General features: G+C 57.8%; 18 protein-coding genes. 8 read left to right on the forward strand and 10 right to left on the reverse strand.

Going from position 1 to position 19,566, the window contains the following annotated elements:
- Positions 1-8: 8 nt before the first annotated feature.
- Complete coding sequence (locus AXW11_RS11435) at positions 9-2,246, reverse strand: sensor domain-containing diguanylate cyclase (protein ID WP_226909965.1); 2,238 nt, start codon at positions 2,244-2,246, stop codon at positions 9-11.
- A gap of 246 nt (positions 2,247-2,492) precedes the next feature.
- Here AXW11_RS11435 and phnD point away from each other — a divergent pair, with 246 nt between their 5' ends.
- From phnD to AXW11_RS11460, 5 genes are read left to right on the forward strand one after another with little or no spacing between them, the layout of a single operon-like run.
- On the forward strand, positions 2,493-3,443 hold the full coding sequence (gene phnD, locus AXW11_RS11440) for a phosphate/phosphite/phosphonate ABC transporter substrate-binding protein (protein ID WP_075195430.1): 951 nt from the start codon (positions 2,493-2,495) through the stop codon (positions 3,441-3,443).
- 20 nt (positions 3,444-3,463) lie between these two features.
- Positions 3,464-4,282 carry a phosphonate ABC transporter ATP-binding protein gene (phnC, locus tag AXW11_RS11445; RefSeq protein WP_075195431.1) on the forward strand — a complete coding sequence of 273 codons (819 nt, stop codon included), beginning with the start codon at positions 3,464-3,466 and terminating at the stop codon, positions 4,280-4,282.
- Between the two features lie 2 nt (positions 4,283-4,284).
- Positions 4,285-5,088 carry a phosphonate ABC transporter, permease protein PhnE gene (gene phnE / locus AXW11_RS11450; protein ID WP_075195432.1) on the forward strand — a complete coding sequence of 268 codons (804 nt, stop codon included), beginning with the start codon at positions 4,285-4,287 and terminating at the stop codon, positions 5,086-5,088.
- A gap of 5 nt (positions 5,089-5,093) precedes the next feature.
- A complete protein-coding gene (gene phnE / locus AXW11_RS11455; protein ID WP_201296217.1) occupies positions 5,094-5,900 on the forward strand; it encodes a phosphonate ABC transporter, permease protein PhnE in 807 nt (268 codons plus the stop codon).
- A 4-nt stretch (positions 5,901-5,904) separates the two neighbouring features.
- The gene (locus AXW11_RS11460; RefSeq protein WP_083637192.1) at positions 5,905-6,861 is read left to right on the forward strand and encodes an HAD-IIA family hydrolase; all 957 of its coding nucleotides are present in this window, start codon (positions 5,905-5,907) and stop codon (positions 6,859-6,861) included.
- 30 nt (positions 6,862-6,891) lie between these two features.
- Here the strand turns inward: AXW11_RS11460 and AXW11_RS11465 are convergent, their stop codons facing one another.
- The 6 genes from AXW11_RS11465 to AXW11_RS11490 form a co-directional block, all read right to left on the reverse strand.
- Positions 6,892-7,935, reverse strand: a complete 1,044-nt coding sequence (locus tag AXW11_RS11465; protein ID WP_075195434.1) for an ABC transporter substrate-binding protein — start codon at positions 7,933-7,935, stop codon at positions 6,892-6,894.
- On the reverse strand, positions 7,932-8,702 hold the full coding sequence (potC, locus tag AXW11_RS11470; protein ID WP_075195435.1) for a spermidine/putrescine ABC transporter permease PotC: 771 nt from the start codon (positions 8,700-8,702) through the stop codon (positions 7,932-7,934). The genes AXW11_RS11465 and potC overlap by 4 nt, the downstream gene beginning before the upstream one ends.
- On the reverse strand, positions 8,699-9,559 hold the full coding sequence (gene potB / locus AXW11_RS11475) for a spermidine/putrescine ABC transporter permease PotB (RefSeq protein WP_075195436.1): 861 nt from the start codon (positions 9,557-9,559) through the stop codon (positions 8,699-8,701). Before potB ends, potC begins: the two co-directional genes overlap by 4 nt.
- The gene (potA, locus tag AXW11_RS11480) at positions 9,552-10,682 is read right to left on the reverse strand and encodes a spermidine/putrescine ABC transporter ATP-binding protein PotA (RefSeq protein WP_075195437.1); all 1,131 of its coding nucleotides are present in this window, start codon (positions 10,680-10,682) and stop codon (positions 9,552-9,554) included. The genes potB and potA overlap by 8 nt, the downstream gene beginning before the upstream one ends.
- Positions 10,679-11,749 (reverse strand): TRAP transporter substrate-binding protein, encoded by a 1,071-nt coding sequence (locus AXW11_RS11485; RefSeq protein ID WP_075195438.1) that lies wholly within the window; start codon positions 11,747-11,749, stop codon positions 10,679-10,681. Before AXW11_RS11485 ends, potA begins: the two co-directional genes overlap by 4 nt.
- A gap of 103 nt (positions 11,750-11,852) precedes the next feature.
- Complete coding sequence (locus AXW11_RS11490; protein ID WP_075195439.1) at positions 11,853-13,529, reverse strand: methyl-accepting chemotaxis protein; 1,677 nt, start codon at positions 13,527-13,529, stop codon at positions 11,853-11,855.
- Positions 13,530-13,796: 267 nt separating this feature from the next.
- On the opposite strand from AXW11_RS11490, the gene AXW11_RS11495 reads away from it, so the two are divergent.
- The gene (locus AXW11_RS11495; protein ID WP_075195440.1) at positions 13,797-15,158 is read left to right on the forward strand and encodes a CHAD domain-containing protein; all 1,362 of its coding nucleotides are present in this window, start codon (positions 13,797-13,799) and stop codon (positions 15,156-15,158) included.
- A gap of 7 nt (positions 15,159-15,165) precedes the next feature.
- Here AXW11_RS11495 and rarD read toward each other — a convergent pair whose 3' ends face one another.
- Together rarD and AXW11_RS11505 are read right to left on the reverse strand one after the other, a co-directional pair.
- Positions 15,166-16,065 (reverse strand): EamA family transporter RarD, encoded by a 900-nt coding sequence (gene rarD, locus AXW11_RS11500; protein WP_036202390.1) that lies wholly within the window; start codon positions 16,063-16,065, stop codon positions 15,166-15,168.
- Complete coding sequence (locus AXW11_RS11505; RefSeq protein WP_227662323.1) at positions 16,062-16,520, reverse strand: YchJ family protein; 459 nt, start codon at positions 16,518-16,520, stop codon at positions 16,062-16,064. Before AXW11_RS11505 ends, rarD begins: the two co-directional genes overlap by 4 nt.
- A 140-nt stretch (positions 16,521-16,660) precedes the next feature.
- On the opposite strand from AXW11_RS11505, the gene AXW11_RS11510 reads away from it, so the two are divergent.
- Entirely contained in the window at positions 16,661-17,392 is a 732-nt protein-coding gene (locus AXW11_RS11510; protein WP_036202386.1) for a sulfite exporter TauE/SafE family protein, read from the forward strand.
- Between the two features lie 8 nt (positions 17,393-17,400).
- Here AXW11_RS11510 and AXW11_RS11515 read toward each other — a convergent pair whose 3' ends face one another.
- Positions 17,401-18,081 carry a Frag1/DRAM/Sfk1 family protein gene (locus tag AXW11_RS11515; RefSeq protein WP_036202385.1) on the reverse strand — a complete coding sequence of 227 codons (681 nt, stop codon included), beginning with the start codon at positions 18,079-18,081 and terminating at the stop codon, positions 17,401-17,403.
- Positions 18,082-18,354: 273 nt separating this feature from the next.
- Between AXW11_RS11515 and AXW11_RS11520 the strand changes: the two genes are divergently transcribed.
- A partial coding sequence (locus AXW11_RS11520; RefSeq protein WP_286792297.1) for an endo alpha-1,4 polygalactosaminidase occupies positions 18,355-19,566 on the forward strand: 1,212 nt, incomplete at its 3' end.

Consider the following 19,566-nt stretch of genomic DNA (forward strand, 5'->3'; position numbering starts at 1 on the left):
TCCGGCGCCTATGAAATTTCTACCCGGTCCCTGCCCGCCTCCTTGGCGCGGTAAAGGGCCCGGTCGGCAAGTCCCAGCAAGCTGTCTGGGGAATCGCTGCACTCGGGCCAGCTGGACACCCCCACCGATATGGTTACATGGCCCAACTCAAAGCCACCATGTTCCACCGGCATGGCACGGACGGCATGGGCCAGTTCTCGCGCCTTATCGTAAGCGGCTTTTGCGGTGGAGCCAGCCATGATGATGACAAACTCCTCGCCTCCAAAACGACAGACCACATCGCTGTCGCGGAAATGCCGCGCCAACACACCGGCCACGGCTTTCAGAGCGGAATCGCCGGCTTCGTGGCCATGAGTGTCGTTAAAGCGTTTGAAATGATCGATATCCACCATCAGCAGTGACAGCGGCTGGTCACCACGCAAGGCCACCGCCGACTCGTGCTCCAGAAGCTGATCAAAATAACGGCGATTCTTCAGGCCGGTGAGCGCATCCTCATACGAGTATTTCTGCAGTTCCTCCCGCAAGCTGATGCTTGAGAGCGCGATACCGATTTTCTGCACCCCCTGACTTAACGTCTGGAACAAGCGGGCCACGCCGTAATCCGTGCCGTCAGCCGCAAACTCGTCCGGCACTTCCACAAACAACAGCGCCATTGTCACCGCCCCCTCGGTTGCCGACTGCAGATTGATCCACAAACACAATGACTCATCCTCGTCCTTCTGCCACCCGGACCAGGACTGATCCAGGTCCTGAACATGGCGGGCCGGTATCTGGCTATGGGGCGGCGGGCCCTCAGGAGTTTCGATGCGTAATGGTGATTCCGGTTCCCCTGCATACCCCCAGCGAGTCAACAGTTCATAGGCGCTGCCGTTTTCCACACGCTGATATAGCCTTCCCCGCAGAGGACTGCACAGGTCAGGAAGTCGTCGCGCCAGGATATGGAACGTCTGGTTGAGGCTGATGCAATCCTGCAGTTCCCCGTTGATGTCGTTCAGAACACGGGTTTTTTCATTCTCGAACGTGAGCAGCCTCACCCTGGCCTGCTCACGGCGAGCCAACGATTCCGCCTTCTGGGTTCGCTCTGTTACCTGCTGCTCCAGCGACAGGTTCAACCGATGGAGCGCCTGTTGGGTTCGTGCATAATGCCAGAGGGAAATCATCACTACGGCCAGCGAGAAGACCAGCGTTCCCCAACTGACCGGTACCCGCCCCCAGGGCAGGACGCCGTGGGCAACGGCCATATCCACCACCAACAAGCTGCAGAACACGCCATAAGCGGCGAGGATGATCTGCTGTTCAATCTTCAGTTGTCTGAACCGCTTTACGACAACGACCGTGACGGTTGCAAGGGACGCTAACAGCAGCGCATCAAACGGCGGGTACGTTGATGACAGGTCAACCACACCCATTAATGCCAGCCCTATCGCCACCACCGCGTAGACAAGGTGAATCTTCCAGACCAGATTAATCAACCAGGGCCGGCGATCACTGAACCACTGCTCCAGCAACAATGCCATGGCCACCGGCAGCATGTAGTAGGAACCAGCGGCCAGATAGTCCCACATCATCGGCAGGTTCCAGATCAACTGACTGGCCTGGCTGTCGGACAGAAGCAGAACAGCGGACGACAAAGAGAACAGGGCAATGCTGCCGAAACTCTTCTTTTCCGTTTGCAACAGGGCAAAGATCATCGCTAGCAGGGCAATCAGGGCTGAAAAGCCGGAAATGACCAGGGCTTCGAGGGAGTTTTTCACGATAAACAGGGTCAGGGCCGGCTGCTCCATAATGGAGACTTCACCCCACAGACCAATGTCGGTGTAATCAGAGAAAATGCGAAAGTAGATCGGCGTACCCGCAAACTCTTCAGGCAGCGGAATCGCGTGCCAGGGCCAACCTTCAAAACGCCCCCGGCCCTGATCATCAAACGTGCCGTACTGGTAGATGTTCTCGCCGTCGAGCCAGACCTGGACAATCAGATCGACACTGTAGATATACAGAACCGGCTCCTGCCACTCGCCCTCCGGAAGGGTGATGCGATACCACACATGTTCTTGTCCGTTGCGACCAGGCGGGTTGGATGGAAAGCTGATAGCGTTCCATTGCCAGGGGGCCTGACCCAGAGTCCACTCCGGCACCCCCTCCTCGGTCAATGGAGAATCGCCCCACCGATATTCCCATCCCTCGTCCAGGTCCACTGCCGCATACGCCGCCGAAGGCACCAAAAAGCTCAAAGCGATCAGGAGCATCAGCCTTACGGCGTTTAGGGAGTACAACATCTGCATACAGTGGGCTTGCCTGTCGCCAAATAGTACAGTAGTGCAATTATACAACATCTATGGAGTTAAACTCGCTCAGGCGCGCCATAAAAACAAGTGCTAACTGAAGCCATAGCAACGCTTTCGCGTTTTTGCCCGTTCTACCTGTCACAAAACCATCACACAGTTTCCGTAGTGTCATATTCACGTCATCAACAGGACACAAGGAACTGCCTCATGAACCGTACCATTGCTGCTATCACCATTGCCTCAATACTCCTGCCCGTCGCTGCCCACAGCGCCTTCAAACTGGATTCACGATACCAGGATCGTGATGGCGACCTTGTTGCCGACATCCCGGAACAGACCGAAAAGCAGACCGACCCGTCCACCCTCGTATTTGCCTATACACCGGTTGAAGATCCAGCGGTCTATCGTGAGGTGTGGTCCGGTTTCCTGGACCACCTGTCGGACATCACCGGCAAGCAGGTGCAGTTCTTCCCGGTTCAGTCCAACGCCGCCCAGATTGAAGCGATGCGTGCGGGTCGCCTTCACATTGCCGGCTTCAACACCGGTTCCAACCCCCTGGCCGTTGCCTGCGCTGGATTCCGTCCATTCACCATGATGGCTGCCGCCGATGGCTCCTTCGGATACGAGATGGAAATCATCACCTACCCGGGCTCTGGTGTTGAAAAGGTGGAAGACATTCGCGGGGGAGAGCTGGCGTTCACCTCCCAGACCTCCAACTCCGGCTTCAAAGCGCCGTCAGCCATTCTCAAGGCCGACTACAACATGGTTCCTGACCAGGACTTTGAGCCAGTGTTCTCAGGCAAACACGATAACTCCATTCTTGGCGTCGCCAATAAAGACTACCAGGCCGCGGCGATTGCCAATTCGGTACTCAACCGAATGTTGCAACGGGATGTCGTGAGTGACGAACAGATCGTCAGCGTCTACAAATCACAAACCTTCCCGACCACCGGCTACGGCATTGCCCATAACCTGAAACCGGAGCTCCAGGAACAGATCCAGGAAGCCTTCTTTACCTTCGACTGGAAAGGCTCCGAACTGGAAGAAGAGTTCTCCAAATCCGGCGAGGCACAGTTCATTCCCATCACCTTCAAGGAACACTGGGAAGTGATCCGCAAGATCGACGATGCCAACGGCGTTGAATACAACTGCCGTTAATCCGGCCACGGCAGGTTACTGTGCTCGAACTCAAACACCTTTCGAAAACCTACCGCACCGGCGACCAGGCCTTGACCGACATCGGCTTTACCGTGCCGGCAGGGCAGGTCGTTGGCCTGATCGGCCCGTCCGGTGCGGGAAAATCCACACTGATCCGCTGCATCAACCGGCTGGTTGAACCGTCCCGGGGCTCAGTCGTCCTGGGCGATACCGAACTGACAACCCTCCGCGACCGGGCGTTGCGCAAAGCCAGAAGGCGTATCGGTATGATTTTCCAGGAGTACGCCCTGGTGGAACGACTGACCGTGATGGAGAACGTCCTGTCGGGGAGACTGGGCTACGTGGCCGGATGGCGGTCGTTTTTGCGCCGTTTCAATCGCGAGGACATTGCCCTGGCCTTTTCGTTGCTGGAAAAAGTCGGCCTGGCAGAGCACTACAATAAGCGCGCGGATGCCCTGTCGGGCGGCCAGCGACAGCGTGTGGGAATCGCACGGGCGCTGGAGCAGAACCCGGAGCTGCTTCTGGTGGATGAACCCACCGCCTCCCTGGACCCCAAAACCTCCCGTCAGATCATGCGCTTGATCCAGACGGTTTGCCGGGAACGCAACCTGCCCGCGATCATCAATATCCACGATGTCATGCTGGCCCAGCAGTTCTCCGACCGTATCATCGGCCTGCGCGCAGGCGAGGTGGTGTTTGACGGCAAACCGGAAGAGCTGACGGACGACGTGCTAACACGCATCTATGGTGAGGAAGACTGGGCCCAGGTACGCAAGGACCAAACAGATGAAGACAACGACAGGGCATCCCCAGCCGTTGATCTGGCGGAGGGTGTCTAGTTTTGTCCAACGCCACGCCCTCTACCTGGAGACGCCCGCCCGTTCTGCTGAAAAACCCGCTCTGGCGACGGGCATTCTACCTTGGCGCGATTGTCTATCTGGCACTGGCCCTGCAAAGCGTCGAGGTCAACTGGATGCGGGTGTACGATGGCCTTGAGCGCGGCTGGCGATTTGTGGAAGGCTTCCTTGTACCCGATTTCACGTCTCGTTGGACCGATATCCGGGCAGGGCTGATCGAAAGCCTGACCATGACGGTTACTTCTACAGTCGCAGGCATCCTGATCTCGGTGCCCATCGGCATAGGCGCTGCCCGCAACCTGGCGCCTGCACCCGTTTACCTCGCCTGCCGGGCCATTATTACCCTATCCCGTTCCTTCCAGGAGGTGATCATCGCCATCCTGCTGGTGGCAATGTTCGGATTTGGCCCCTTTGCCGGCTTCCTCACCCTGGCGTTTGCCACCATCGGCTTTCTATCAAAGCTGTTGGCCGAAGATATCGAGGCCTGCGATCGCAACCAGATTGAGGCGATCCGCGCTACCGGCGCAGGCTGGTGGCAAGTGGTTAACTACGCGGTGCAGCCCCAGGTGATGCCCCGCCTTGTGGGTTTGTCCCTGTACCGTCTGGATATCAACTTCCGAGAGTCAGCGGTGATCGGCATTGTCGGGGCCGGAGGCATAGGCGCCACCCTCAACACCGCCATTGATCGTTACGAATACGACTCCGCTGGCGCCATCCTGATTATCATCATCGCCATTGTACTGGCGGTTGAGTATTCCTCTTCACATATCCGCAGGTGGGTCCAGTGATAGACGTGAGCGCACGACACCACGCAGACTGGCAGTTCCATTCCGGTAAACAGCAACTGGCGCGATGGATCGGATGGTTTTGGCTGGTGGCCCTGACGGTATTCTGCTGGGAGTTGATGAACCGGAATACCATTTGGGCTTTCGTATCGGACGCACCGGACCAGGCCGCCGATATTGGTGAACGGATGTTTCCACCCGCATGGAGCTACGTGAACCAACTCTGGACGCCACTGTGGGACACTCTCAATATCGCAACCCTGGGCACGATTATCGGTGTGATTATCGCCATCCCAGTAGCCTTTCTGGCCGCCAGCAACACCACGCCCAGCCGTCGTTTCGTGCGGCCAGTGGCACTGCTCATCATCGTCTCCTCCCGCTCCATCAACTCGCTGATATGGGCGCTGTTGCTGGTAGCCATAATCGGTCCTGGTCTATTGTCGGGTATTGTCGCTATCGGACTGCGCTCCATCGGGTTCGTCGCAAAGCTTCTGTACGAAGCCATTGAGGAAATCGACGTCAAACAGGTTGAGGCGGTGCGCGCCACCGGAGCCTCCGGAGCGCAGGTCATTGACTATGCGATTGTGCCGCAGATCCTGCCCGCCTTCTGGGGCATCAGTGTTTTTCGCTGGGACATCAACATCCGCGAATCCACCATCCTTGGGCTGGTGGGCGCGGGCGGGCTCGGCCTGCAGCTGCAAGCATCCCTGAGCACCCTGGCGTGGAATCAGGTCACCATGATTTTCGTGGTGATACTGGTCACGGTGGTGGCCTCGGAATGGGTTTCCGCGAGGGTGCGCCAAGCGGTACTCTAGGCCAATGATCGATACCCACCCCATCTCGTTTAATGGCATAACACCCACTCCAGCCTGGGCTTTCCACCAGTATGAGCAGATCCGTCGCTGGCTGCCTGCGGGCCTGCCGACCTCAGAACAGCCTGGACCAGTCACGCTGGAGGATATGGCGCCGCTGGCGGACCGGTTCCAGGTATACGTGTTCGATGCCTTTGGGGTACTGAATGCCGGACCCAGGGCCTTCCCCGCAGCCATTCAACGGTTTCGCGAGCTGCAACGAATGGGCAAACACGTCCAGATTCTCTCCAACGCGGCTACCGCCAGCCACGCCAAACTGGTGGAGAAGTATCGGCGCATGGGGTTCGACATCACGCCGGAACAGTTGATCTCCAGCCGCTGGTTGTTGGAGCAGTCTCTGTCCGACCGGGGACGCGAAGGGCTATGGGGTGTCATTGCCCCGGAGAATTCCGAACCGGACACGCTGCCGCTAGACTGGCAACCGGTGCGGCCCCCCGTCACGGAGCAACTGAAACGAAAACTGGATAGCTATGACGGCCTGATCATGCTCAGCAGCGAGGATTGGAACGAGGAGATGCAGGCGGCACTGGAGGCCACACTGACAGAACGGCCGAGGCCACTGGAAATCGCCAATCCAGATCTGGTGGCCCCCCGCGGCGACTGCCTGACGCTGGAACCCGGATTCTTCGCCCACCGGGCGCGGCAGGCCAGCGGTGTCCAACCGCAGTTCTACGGCAAGCCCTATGCACCTGCTTTCCAGGCTGTGCTTGAGCGCTTCGCGGACGTGCCGCCGGGGCAGATACTCATGGTGGGCGACACCCTTCATACGGACATCCTGGGCGGGCAGAACGCCGGCATGAAAACCCTGCTGGTTACGGCCGAGGGCTCCCTGCAGGGTATGGATATACCGCGCTGCATCGCGCAGTCTGGTATCGCGCCTGACTTTATCGCCCCGGAGATCTGATTTCCGGGGCGGATCAAGCCGTTTGCGGGTTTACTGCCCGGACTTCAGCATTTCCCAGTATTTGGTATAGACCTGCATGGCATCGTCACCCACGTCCTTCTGGAACTCGGCGTTGGTCAGGTCTTCCGGTGTCGGGTAGCTGGTGCGGTCGTTGGCCACTTCATCGCTCAACAATTCGCGGGCCGCAAGGTTGGGCGTGGCATAGCCGATGTCTTCACTGATCAGCGCGGAGATTTCCGGCCGCATGACAAAACTGATGAATTGATGGGCAGCGTCTGCATTCTCGGCGTTCTTGGGAATCACAAAGCTGTCGAGCCAGACAATGATGCCCTCTTCCGGATAGACGTATTCAAGGGACGGCATGTCCTCCTCACCCATCACGGCTTCACCATTCCAGATCATGCCGATGTCGGTCTCGCCTTCAAGATAGGGCATTCGCGGTGCATCCGAGTTGAAGGTACGCACCGCAGGCATCAGTTCGGTCAGCTTGTCATAAGCCGCCTCGATCTCTTCGGGATCGGTGCTGTTGCCAGAGTATCCGAGCACTCTCAGCCCGATGTGGAACACCTCGCGCATGTCGTTGGTGAGCATCACGCGGCCTTCGTATTTCTCGTCCCACAGATCCGACCAGGCCGTTACCTCTTCGCCCTCAACATCATTGGCATCGTAGGCCAGCCCTGTGGTGCCCCAGAGGTAGGGAACGCTGTATTGGTTTTCAGGGTCGATATCCAGGTTCGTCAGCTCGGGGTCGAGCTTTTCGAAGCCTTCCAGTTTCTCGTGGTTGATCTTTTCCAGCAGCCCTTCCTCACGCATTTTGTTGACGTAATAGGTGGAGGGCAGCGCAAGATCGTACTGGCCGCTGTCATCCAGAAGTTTCAGCCGCGCATACATAGCCTCATTGCTGTCATAGGTGGTGTAGACCACCTGGATACCGGTTTCCTCCTCAAAGCGGTCCAATACCTCCTGGGGCATGTACTCAGACCAGTTGTAGAGGTTCAGTACCTGCGGCTCTTCCTGCGAGCTGCATCCGGTCAGGGTTGCAGCCATCAGGCCCGCCAACGCCAGTTTCTTCATCGTTTGCTCCTTGTCAGTATCCATTGGGACAGCATCAACATTGCCAGGGAAAACACCAGCAGCAGGGTGCCCAGGGCATTCACTTCCGGCTTAAGGCCCACACGCACCATAGAGTAGATGCGAAGTGGCAGAATTTCATAGCTGGGACCACTCACAAAGGTGCTCACCACCACATCGTCCAGTGACAGGGTGAAGCCCAACAGCCATCCAGCCAGCAATGCTGGCATGATTACCGGAATCAGTACCGTGAGGGTCATGGTGAAATCATTGGCGCCCAAATCCCGCGCCGCTTCGGGCAGGCTTTCATCGAACCCGCTCAATCGTGCCATTACGGTGATCACCACAAATGGCAGGCAGAAGGTAACGTGGGCCAGCAGAAGAGAGACAAACCCCAGTTGCAGGCCCACCAACAGGAACAACGCCAGCAAAGAGATGGCCAATACAATCTCGGGCGACATCATCACCACAAACAGCATCCCGCGCAGCACACGCTTGCCACGAAAGCGATACCGGTGAAGAGCCAACGCTGTCAGCGCGCCAATAATGGTCGATACCGTGGCCGCCGCCAGTGCCAGCCAGAGGGAATTCCACATGGCCTGGACCATGGCGTGGTTATTGAACAGCGACTCGTACCATTGCAGACTGAGCCCGCCCCAGCGGTAACCGGTGCGGGAACTGTTAAACGAAAACACCACCAGCACCAGGATCGGCAGGTAGAGCAACACATACACCAGGGTGAGATAGGTTTTCGGCAGCCAGCGATTCATGCCCTGGCCTCCTCACCGAGCCGCCGCTGGCTGAGCCGGTGCGCAAACAGCAGGACAGCCATGGCAACCGTCAACAGAATGCTGGCGGCGGCACCGAAGGGCCAGTCACGGGCGTCCAGAAACTGGTTCTTGATGACATTGCCGACCAGCAGATTGCGGGAACCACCCAGTATGTCCGCCACGAAGAACAGGCCCATGGCGGGCAACAGCACCAGCATCACGCCCGCCAGCACGCCCGGCAAGGTCAGGGGTATCGTCACGTGCAGGAACGTCGAAAGCTTGCCCGCTCCCAGGTCGTGCGAGGCCATCAGCAGCTCTTTCCTCAGGTCATCGAACACGGAGTACAGAGGCAGGATCATGAACGGCAGCAGCAGGTATACCAACCCGATGATCACAGCACCTTCGGTGTAGAGCATTCTCAGCGGCTCGTCGATCAGCCCCAACCCCATGAGTGCATTGTTGATCAGGCCGTTGGTGGCCAGCAGCAGTTTCAGGGCGTAGGTGCGCACCAGGGAATTGGTCCAGAAAGGCACAATCAACAGGAAAATCAGCAGCATCTGGCGCTGTTTGCCCAGGCCCGATAATGCCCAGGCAAAGGGATATCCTATCAGCAGGCAGAAGACGGTCGTCATGCCGGCCATGTAGAGGGAGTTCAGGAACACGTCCAGGTACAGCGGGTCGAACAACTGCCGGTAACTGTCCAGGTTCAGCGGCAACGAGAGGAAGGTGCCGGGGTCTCGTGTCATCACACTGGCACCCACCACCAGTAGGTTCGGGGTGAGCACAAGAAGCAACAACCAGCCCCAGACCAGAATCAGCACTGCGGTTTTGAAGGGCTGCTGTAACACCCTATGCATTCGTACTCAGCCCTTCTTCTGTGTCGTTGTTGACGGGCTCCAGTTCAACCGGCAACAACCATTCCCAGCCGTCGACCCAACTGACCCGCACGGGCTCGCCCAGTTTATAGTCAAAGGCAGGATCGTCCTCATCAAAAAACTCACTGGCCAGCACTTCAGTACCGTCCTCAAGATGAATCACTGAGTCCAGCGTGCTGCCCTTGTAGTTTCGCTCCACAATCCTGCCGGCCAGACCCTTTTCGTCTTCAGGAGCCAGCACACGAATATCCTCCGGACGCAGCAGGACATTCACCTGCTCACCTTTGCGCAGCGTAAACCCGGGCTTCTGAAGGGTACGGCTCAGGCCCAGGATATCCAGGGTAATGCCAGTATCTTCAACCGAGGTCAGATATCCCGGAAAGAGGTTGGTCTCCCCAACGAAGCGCGCCGTAAAGAGATTGGCGGGCCGCTCATAGATTTCCCGGGGCGTACCCAGCTGTTGAATCGCGCCGTCTTTCAGGACCACCACCCGATCCGACATCGACAGGGCTTCTTCCTGATCGTGGGTCACGAATACAAACGTGATGCCCAGTTCCCGTTGCAGTCGCTTCAACTCCACCTGCATGGTCCGGCGCAACTTGTAGTCAAGCGCAGACAGAGGCTCATCCAGCAACAGAAGTTGCGGACGCTTGACCACGGCACGGGCAATGGCCACCCGTTGCTGCTGTCCACCAGAGAGTTGATGCGGTTTGCGGCGGGCGAAATCCTGCAGTTGCACCATGGCAAGCACTTCATCCACGCGCTGGCGAATTTCGTCCCTGGGCCGTTTCTCCATCTTCAGGCCATAGGCGACGTTGTCGTACACCGACATATGGGGAAACAACGCGTAGTTCTGGAACACGGTATTCAGGGGGCGGTGTTCGGGGGCGGCATGGGTAATGTCATGGCCAGACAGGCTGACTGCCCCGGTGTCTGGCTGCTCAAAACCCGCCATCAGGCGCAGCAGGGTGGTTTTGCCGCAACCCGACGGCCCCAGAAGGGTGATGAACTCGCCGTCCAGGATGTCCAGGTCCAGCGAGTTCAACACGGTTTTGTCGTCAAACGCCTTGGAGACGTTTTTCAACGAGAGAAGCGTCTCTTTCATTCACCCGAAACGCTGTTCAGATAGGCCTTATCGGAAATGTTGGTCCACTGACGAACCTGCTTCAGATAATCCTGCTGGGAAGTGATGATTTCCCGTGCCAGTTCATCCTTCTCCGCCTCTTCGGCCAACAGCTTCTCTGTGGCATCACGAAGCGCTTCAATGACCTCTGGCGGGAAGGTTTTATGGGTGACATCCGGATAGTCTTCCTTCATACGATCCCAGGCCACGCCACTTTCATGCATGCTCTGGATGTACATGTCGTAGGCGGCGGTCCGCATAGCCACCCGCAGTACTTCCTGGAGCTCTTCGGGAAGCTTGTTCCAGGTTTTCTCGTTAATCAGGAACTGAACTTCAGCGCCAGGCTCCTGCCAGCCGGAGTAGTAGTACTTTGCGATCTGATGGAAGCCCATCTGAAAATCCAGTGCCGGGCCGACCCACTCCAGAGCGTCAATCGTGCCTCGCTCCAGCGCGCTGTAGAGCTCCCCGGGAGGGATGTTGGTCACCGCAACGCCCACTTCGGACATCACTTCGCCGGCGAACCCGGGTGTGCGCATTTTCAAACCCTGGAGGTCCTCAACACTGTTGATTTCCTCGCGGAACCAGCCACCCATCTGGTTGCCGGTATTGCCACCGGGGAACGACAGCAAGCCATGGGGACGATATACCTTTTCCATCAATTCCATGCCGCCACCGTAGTAAAACCAGGCGTATTGTTCAGGTGCAATCATCCCGAAGGGAACGGTGGTGAAATACATGGCATTGGGAATCGAGCCTTTGTAGTAATACGAGGCGGTATGCCCCATATCGTACTGGCCCGCCTTCACCATATCGAAAATACCGAATGGCGCCTTGTGCTTGTTGGATGAGTCAATGCGGAACTGCAGGCGGCCGCCCGACATCTTCTCAGCCATCGAGGCCATGTGGCGCGTTGTTTCACCCAGAATCGGAGAGTTGGGCCCCCAGGTTTCTGCGAGGCGAAGCGTATAGGTTTCCTGGGCCGACAGCGACGCGCTTGCCAGCGCGAACACCAATGCCAGGACGGTCATGAAAGATTTGCGAATAGTCATAGCGAGGTCAGGTTCCGTTTTTTGTAGTGGTCGGATCAGATCGCCCACATCATAGCTTGCTGGCCGGCTGACGCCAATCGTCGACCGACCAGAAGCAACGGTTCTATACCTTGAACTGGCCTACCAGCTCACGCAGACTCTCACCAAGCCGCGCCAACTCGTGGCTCGCCTCGTTGGTCTGGTTCACACCAGTATCGCTACGCTGCGCCGCGTCCACGATGCGCACCACGTTCTGGTTGATTTCCTCGGCCACCTGGCTTTGCTGTTCCGCCGCGGTGGCAATCTGGGTCACCTGATCATGAATATGGCCCACAGACTTCTCAATGGTGCGCAGGGCGTCAGTGGCGTGGTTAATGCGCTCAACCGTTTCGCTGGAGCGTTGGCGGGACGCATCCATCCGCTCCACCGCTGCGCGGGACTCGGTCACGAAGCCGTCAATCATACCGCGAATCTGATCAGCGGATTCCGCACTGCGTTTGGCCAGCTGGCGGACTTCATCGGCAACCACCGAGAAACCACGGCCATGCTCACCGGCCCGGGCGGCCTCAATGGCTGCGTTGAGGGCCAGCAGGTTGGTCTGGTCAGTGACGGCGTGGATGACGTCCAGCACCTGGGTAATCTCGTCGGTTTTCTCAGCCAGATTACTGATACGGCCAGAGCTGGACTCAATCTCCTCCGACAACTGATTGACGGACGCCTGTGCGTTGGCAATGGTCTCGCCGCCATCCCGTGCAAGCCTGTCGGCGTCAGAGGCGGCGCTTTCCACCGAGTTGGCATTGCCGGAAATCTGCTGGATCGTGGCCGCCATCTCATTAATGGCGGAGGCAATCTGATCGGTTTCCGAACCCTGCTCCTGTACCGACGCACGGGTTTCATTGGCAACACGGCTGAGCTCTTCCGCGGCCGAGGCAACCTGGTCAGTGGTCGCGCCGACATCGCGGATGGTGTCCTGGATTTTCACCACGAAGGCGTTGAAGCGACGCCCAAGCTCGGCGAGTTCGTCGTTTCCTTCGTCCGGCAGACGGTGGCGGAGGTCGCCCTCACCCTCGGCGATGTCCTTCATCATGGCAATAACGGTGTTCAGCGGCTTCGTTACCGTACGGCCGACAAACATGCCGATGAGCAGTGCGATAATCACCACAACCACCGTAACCAGAACGATAAAACCGAGGGTTTCGGCTATCTCCGCTTCAATATCCGCGCGAGCGGCAGAAACAACCCGGTCAATGTCAGTGACATAAACGCCAGTGCCAATCATCCAGTCCCAATCTGGAATAATCGTTGAATAAGACACCTTTGGTTCTACCTCGCCTGACTCTGGATTGGGCCAGTCGTAACCGAAAAAACCACCATCCTCGGCCGCATTGAACAGTGACCGAACCAGTTTCTGCACGTCTGGATTGGTTGTGGGGCCTTCGCGAGAAGGGTCGGGGGCGTAGGCCAGATTTTCCAGGTCGCGAGCATATGCGAAAACATAGTTTCCGCCCTCGTACCTGATTGAACGCAGACGCTTCCGTGCTTCCTCCTTCGCTTCGCGATCCGAAAGATCCGGATTGTTCTTGGCGTTCAAAACCAGAGAGCGCGCAGTATCCACAAGGTTCTTTACACCTTCCTTTCGTGCCTCAAGCAAACTTGCTTCAAGGCGCTCAAGCTCAGCCTCACCACCGCTTTTGATCTGGGCGACCGTAATCCAGGCAAGGGTTGCCGCCGTTATTACTACCGGGATCAGAACGCCCAGCAGAAGACGGGAACGAATGCGTAACCGGCTCAGCAATGTCATCAAGAAGTTCTCCGTATGAGATCAAATGTTCAGCGTAATTATCCACAACCGGGCACCCAGGGTGTGTTCCAGTTTGTAATACCGGTGTGTGCGACTTCGGGGTGTAAAGCTGCGACACTGCCACAACTCATTCATGCATTTGCTTTTATTGTTAAAAGTCTTAACGGCCGGTAGCGGATGGACTTGAACCAGCGTTAGACTAAAGGTCTAGCCCCAAACGTCCGATTCATCAAACCTGGCCCAATAAAACCAGTTTCAGGGGCACGGATGAAACACCTCTATTTGATTCGCCACGCCAAATCCAGCTGGGCCGATGATGGCCTTCGTGATCACCAGCGCCCCCTCAACAACCGGGGCCTGAAACAGCTTGCCCCCATGGGCAGGGCAATCCGTGCGGACGGGGCGTTCGATGGAACGGTCTACTGCAGCAATGCCACCCGCGCGCAACAAACCCTGGAAGGCCTGATCCCGAGCAACCATCAACACGCCGTCAAACTGGCGCCTGTTCTATACACGTTTAACCATGAGGTCGTGCTCGACTGGCTGCGCGACCGGAACGAAGACAGCATTACCCTGATTGGCCACAACCCTGCGCTGGAGGATCTGGCAGGCTTACTGCTGAAGCACGCACCCGACACCTTCCCCACGTGCAGCTACATGCACATCACCCTGCCCATAGAGCACTGGCGCGAGATCGGCAAGAACAGGGGCCGGCTTGAACGGTTCCTGACGCCCAAAGACGTCAGCTATGAGCAGTTTCATCGCAAACGGACGAAAATCCGTATCGACGAGCACTCTCCGCTGGCATGGCACATCCCGGAATCGCTGTTACACCAGTATCAACGCATCAGGGATCTGGAACCGGGCGTATTGCAGGGGTACGACGACGAGTTTCTGCATCAGTACCGTATTGCCATTCGCCGCAGCCGGGCCATCGCCGAAGCAGTTGTCGACATCAGTGGTGACAGCGATTTACGCAAGGCCGTCAAGAGTCTGAAACGGCATGGCCAAGCCACCAGCCGGCTCAGAGACCTTCACGTGTTACTGGGTGACCTGGCGCAATGGCCACTGGAGGAAGATACCCGGTTGGCCCTGGTGAGCTCCGGCGCCCGCAGCTATTTTGCCAACCTGGCAGACATTGAACACCAGGAGCTGACCAAACGCCTGAGCAGCGGCCAATACCGCAAAGACATGGATGAGTGGTACCAGCTTATCACCTCCCGCCACTTGAAGAAGATAACCCGGAAACTGGCTATCGAAGACATCCACAAAGCCCTGAAAAAGCACATACACAAGCACGACGCCGTGGCGCGGCAACTGAACGAACAGTCCCCGGACGATCACTTTCACGACCTGCGCAAACGGCTGAAACGCATACGCTACCTGGCCGAGTTGAACAAACCGGCGTTTCACGACAGGCTCAGGCCATTAAAACATCGACAACAACGGTTCGGAGACTTTCAGGACCTGCACGTGCAGATTGACATGCTGCTGGCCTTTCGCAACAGCATTGCCACGGAGCCGGACATGCTGGCGCCCGTGGCGGGCCTGAACACGCTGATTTCAGACCTTGCCGTGGAGAAACATCGCGTACGGGCTGACATACTGACCCTCGGCGGTATTGCCTGACAACCCACTATTTGGGGGTGGGATTCATCCCACGCCCTATCCAGGCCGACCAGGAATAAAGCCCCAGCGCCACCCAGATCATCACGAAGCTCGCCAGCTTCTCCCCACTCATGGGTTCATCAAACACAAACAGCGCGATGAAGAACTGCAGCGTGGGGTTGATGTACATCAAAAAGCCCACGGTTGCCAGGCGTAGCCGGCGGGCCGCACCGGCGAAGAACAACAGGGGGATGGCGGTGACGATACCGCTGGACATCAAAAGCAAGGCAATGGTGATGTTGTCATTGAAATGGGATTCTCCGGCCGAGCCCAGAAACCCGAGAGCCAGCAGACCGACCGGTAACAGAAGCAGCGTCTCAACAAACAGGCCCGAAAGACCATCCAGCTCCACCTGCTTTCGAAGCAGGCCATAGGTTCCGAAACTGAACGCAAGTACCAGGGTGATCCAGGGCACCACGCCCAACAGAAAAAGCTGATAAAGGATGGCGATGGTCGCCAATGCAACCGCCACAATTTGCAGTCGGGTAATGCTCTCCCGCAGCACCAGCATGCCCAGACCGACGTTCACCAGGGGCGTGAGGAAATACCCCAGGCTCGCCTGGAGCACATGACGGGTTTCCACGGCATAGATATAGACCCCCCAGTTCAGCGCAATGAATACCGCACAGCCGAATACGAAACCAAGCTTTTTAGGGCGTGCCAACGCAGCAGTGATGGGTTTCCAGCGCCCCAGGAAACTCACCACGATGGCGAGAAAAACACAGGACCAGACGATCCGGTGAACCAGCACCTCGTAAGAGGGCACACCCTCGAAAAGCGCGAAGTAAATGGGGAAACAGCCCCACAAGGTATAGGCGGCCAGGCCGAAACCCACGCCTTTTGCTGCATCAGGCGTAGCATGTTTCACAGACAACAGGCCTTGTATTTTCTGCCACTTCCGCAGGGGCAGGATTCGTTCCGGCCAGGCTTGAGGGTCCCTTCGCGGGTATCGCCGGACACGTAGTACCAGCGCTCATCGTCGCGGACGAAGCGGGAGTTCTCTTCCAGATACCCCCAGCCGCCGCCTGCCCGGTAAAGGGCGCGAAAGTGCACCGTGCCTTCATGTTCACCTTCCTCTGACGACAGTACCTGCAGCGACACCCACTTCGGCGCCTCGGTCAGATCAAGGTCTTGAGGCCGGGTGCTGGTGTGCCATGTGGCTTTCAGATAGTCCGTCAGATTCAGTACAAACGCGCTGTAGCGAGATCGCATAAGGGCTTCCGGTGAGGATGCCGGTTTGCCCTGATGGCATGGCTCGCAACAAGTACTGTACGGTTGACGGCTGCCACAGGGGCAGTCGTCCGGGGTAATCTCTGGCGCCATCGGGTCGTCCTTATCGCCGGTTAGTGCTGTTCACGGACCCGGCAGACCCAGGACACGTAAATGATTCATTTTAACAGTTTTAGTTGCCCTGCGGCTGTGCTATCAACAATCATCAACTGACCTGATCGAGTAGCCCGATTGTGACTGACCTCTCCCTGCTGCAGATACTCCTTGCTAACCTGGCTTTGCTGGCCGGCGCCTGTTTGCAGGGCGTGGCAGGTTATGGCATCGGTACGCTGGCGGCACCATTGCTGTTCCTGATCAGCCCCATACTGATACCGGCGCCGCTGGTTCTGAACGCCGTGGTGCTGACGATTCTCATGCTACTGAGGAACCGGGGCGCGTTACAGGTCCGCGAGGTGCGTTTTGCCATTGGCGGGGGCGTTGGCGGCATGATCCTGGCCGGGATCACGCTGATGCTGATTTCACCCACGGGGTTCGAGCTGGCGTTCGGCGTTCTGATCCTGATTGGCGTATTACTGAGCGCAGGGGGTTTGCGACCTGCCCTGAACGCTCGCAACAGTATCCTGGCCGGCGCTGCCTCGACCTACATGGGAACCATTACCGCCGTTGGCGGCCCACCGATTGCACTGATCTACCAGAATCAAAAGGGGCCGCTGGTGCGGGCCAATATGTCGGCCTTCTTCCTGGTGGCGAGTTTTTTCAGTATTGCCGCCCTGGTGGTTTCCGGCTACCTGGGGCAGCGAGAGCTACAGTTGTTTGCGGTCACCTTTCCAGGGGTTCTCATCGGCTTCTGGCTTTCCGGCAAGCTGGTCAACCGCATGCCTTTTGACGGACTGAGGCCGGTCATTCTTGGCATCGCCGCCGTTGCGGGTGTGGCGGCACTGGTTCGCGGGCTGATGTCGCTCTGACCCCGGGACTACTCGGCCCACAGTCTCGCCCGGAAATGGCTCTGTTTCCACAATACCGCGACCCATATCGCGTGAAGATTGATCAAAAACGCCAAAATCCACTCGAAGGCGTCGTCTATCTGGCTGTACACCCCTGGCACAACGGCCGTGAGGATAACCGATAGAATACCCACCGCCAGTATCAGCTCACACAGCCACAACAGTCGCCGGCCATTGGCATACCATCGCGGGTGTCCCTTCAGGGCCGAGCTGATCAGCAACTGTGCAATGAACGTCAGCGAAAAATACAGCACGACACCTATCCGGCGAATCAGATTGAAACCGTCTCCTTCGTGCCCCAAAGCCAGTGTGTATGCAGCCAGCGACGTACACGCGACGAAGCCCAGCCTGGGAATCCAGGGCCGACCGCGGCTGGTGGCACCCAATTGCTGTAGCCAACGACCGTTGAGGGCCCAGAACAGAATGCCGAGAATCGCCGCCGGCAACATGGTGCCCTTGAAAATGAAATAGCTGGTACCGTATCGGCCGGTGCGGCTAATGCTCGTGCAACTGTCCCAATAGGGAATACACCAGGAAATATGCCCCTCCAGCACCGACACCGCGAAGGTTGCGTGAATGGTGACCAGCGGCGTCAGCGTGGCGGCGAGCGCCAGCCACCACAGGGGGATGCCATTCCTCACGGAGGTCATAACGTTATTCTCTCATTACAAAATAGTTGGAAAATCGAGTGCTTGCAGACTGTCATCTATAATAGATTAGCAACGTATTACTCATTCGCGATGACTTTGTGCGCATCATTCAGTCGCTTCTCTACCTGATTTCGGTTCCACATGATAAGACGACACCCTCTGCTTCAACTGCTTGCAGTCGCCCTACTTTTACCCTTCGGTTTTGCCAATGCTGTGGGTCAGCCGCCTAACATCGCGTTCTATTACGGTAACGAAGCCCCAATAGGCAGCTTGATGGCCTACGACTGGGTGGTACTGCAACAGGATCAGGCCAGCGACGCACGTATCGACCTGCTGACCGAAGCCAGCACAACGCCCATTGCCTACGTCAGTGTCGGAGAGATGGCCCGCAGCCACCGCCTGTTCGCAAGCCTGCAGAACAGCTGGCTGATCGGCAAGAACCCGGCCTGGTCGAGCACAGTGCTGGACCTGCGCAACCCCGAAGTCCGCGCCTTTCTGCTGGACAACCTCATTGACCCGGCCTTCGAACGCGGCTTTCAGGGGGTGTTTCTCGATACTCTGGACAGCTTCACGCTTGCCGCCAGTGGCGAAGCGCAAATGCAAGCCTTCGCAGAAGCCCAGACAAAACTGATTTCAGACATCCGCGCCAGGCACCCGAACGGCAAGATCATCCTCAACCGCGGCTTCCACCTGCCGGACAGCGTTATCGGCCAAGTCGACGGGCTTGCCCTGGAGTCCTGGCGTAATGGCTACAACGCCAAGGACAAGCGTTATTACAAAGTCTCTGAAACAGATCGCCAGTGGCTGGACAAACAGCTACAGCGCTGGCGTGAGGCACGACCTGACATGCCCATGATTGCCATCGATTACGTCGCGGACGCCTCCCAGGCCGAGGAACTAGCAGGCCAGCTACGTCGCGACGGTTTCGTGCCCTGGGTGGCCAACCCGGCCCTTGATCGCCTCAGCCCGTCCAAACCCGTCCAGGTGAAACGCCACGTTCTGGTGATTCATGACTTGCCGGAATTCAACATGGACAGAAGCGCTGCCCATCGTTTTGGTGGCATTATCCTGGAGCGTTCCGGATTCATCCCACAGTACCATTCCGCGCTAGAGCCCCTACCGACGGAGCCCACCGAAGACCGGTATGCGGGTATTCTGGTGTGGTGGGAAACCGGGGATCGCCACAGCGGCCTTTGTTCATGGCTTGCCCGGCAGCAGGACAAGGGCGTACCCGTGGTGCTGATGGGACTGATTCCCGGCAACCCGGCGTGCAGCGGCGTGATGGCCGCCAGCAGCACCACTGTGCCCGCTGCGCCTCTGAGTCATGAGCGCGTACACCCATCGGTGGCCAACTACGAAGGTAGGCGGCTTCCTTCCCTGACCACACAGGCCATGCCGAAAGTAGAAGGACACACGCCCTGGCTGACCATCACCGACGCGCAGGGCCAGCAATTTTCGGCCATCTACACCCATGACAAAGGCGGC

Origin of the sequence: Marinobacter sp. Hex_13 (genome assembly GCF_001566815.1) — a bacterium.
Taxonomy (GTDB): Bacteria; Pseudomonadota; Gammaproteobacteria; order Pseudomonadales; family Oleiphilaceae; genus Marinobacter; species Marinobacter salarius.

Bases quoted from the DNA above. Each gene is read 5' to 3' on its own strand.
- AXW11_RS11435 (WP_226909965.1), bottom strand. From the start codon at position 2,246: ATGCTCCTGATCGCTTTGAGCTTTTTGGTGCCTTCGGCGGCGTATGCG.
- phnD (WP_075195430.1), top strand. From the start codon at position 2,493: ATGAACCGTACCATTGCTGCTATCACCATTGCCTCAATACTCCTGCCC.
- AXW11_RS11460 (WP_083637192.1), top strand. From the start codon at position 5,905: ATGATCGATACCCACCCCATCTCGTTTAATGGCATAACACCCACTCCA.
- AXW11_RS11465 (WP_075195434.1), bottom strand. From the start codon at position 7,935: ATGAAGAAACTGGCGTTGGCGGGCCTGATGGCTGCAACCCTGACCGGA.
- potC (WP_075195435.1), bottom strand. From the start codon at position 8,702: ATGAATCGCTGGCTGCCGAAAACCTATCTCACCCTGGTGTATGTGTTG.
- potB (WP_075195436.1), bottom strand. From the start codon at position 9,559: ATGCATAGGGTGTTACAGCAGCCCTTCAAAACCGCAGTGCTGATTCTG.
- potA (WP_075195437.1), bottom strand. From the start codon at position 10,682: ATGAAAGAGACGCTTCTCTCGTTGAAAAACGTCTCCAAGGCGTTTGAC.
- AXW11_RS11485 (WP_075195438.1), bottom strand. From the start codon at position 11,749: ATGACTATTCGCAAATCTTTCATGACCGTCCTGGCATTGGTGTTCGCG.
- AXW11_RS11490 (WP_075195439.1), bottom strand. From the start codon at position 13,529: ATGACATTGCTGAGCCGGTTACGCATTCGTTCCCGTCTTCTGCTGGGC.
- AXW11_RS11495 (WP_075195440.1), top strand. From the start codon at position 13,797: ATGAAACACCTCTATTTGATTCGCCACGCCAAATCCAGCTGGGCCGAT.
- AXW11_RS11505 (WP_227662323.1), bottom strand. From the start codon at position 16,520: ATGGCGCCAGAGATTACCCCGGACGACTGCCCCTGTGGCAGCCGTCAA.
- AXW11_RS11515 (WP_036202385.1), bottom strand. From the start codon at position 18,081: ATGACCTCCGTGAGGAATGGCATCCCCCTGTGGTGGCTGGCGCTCGCC.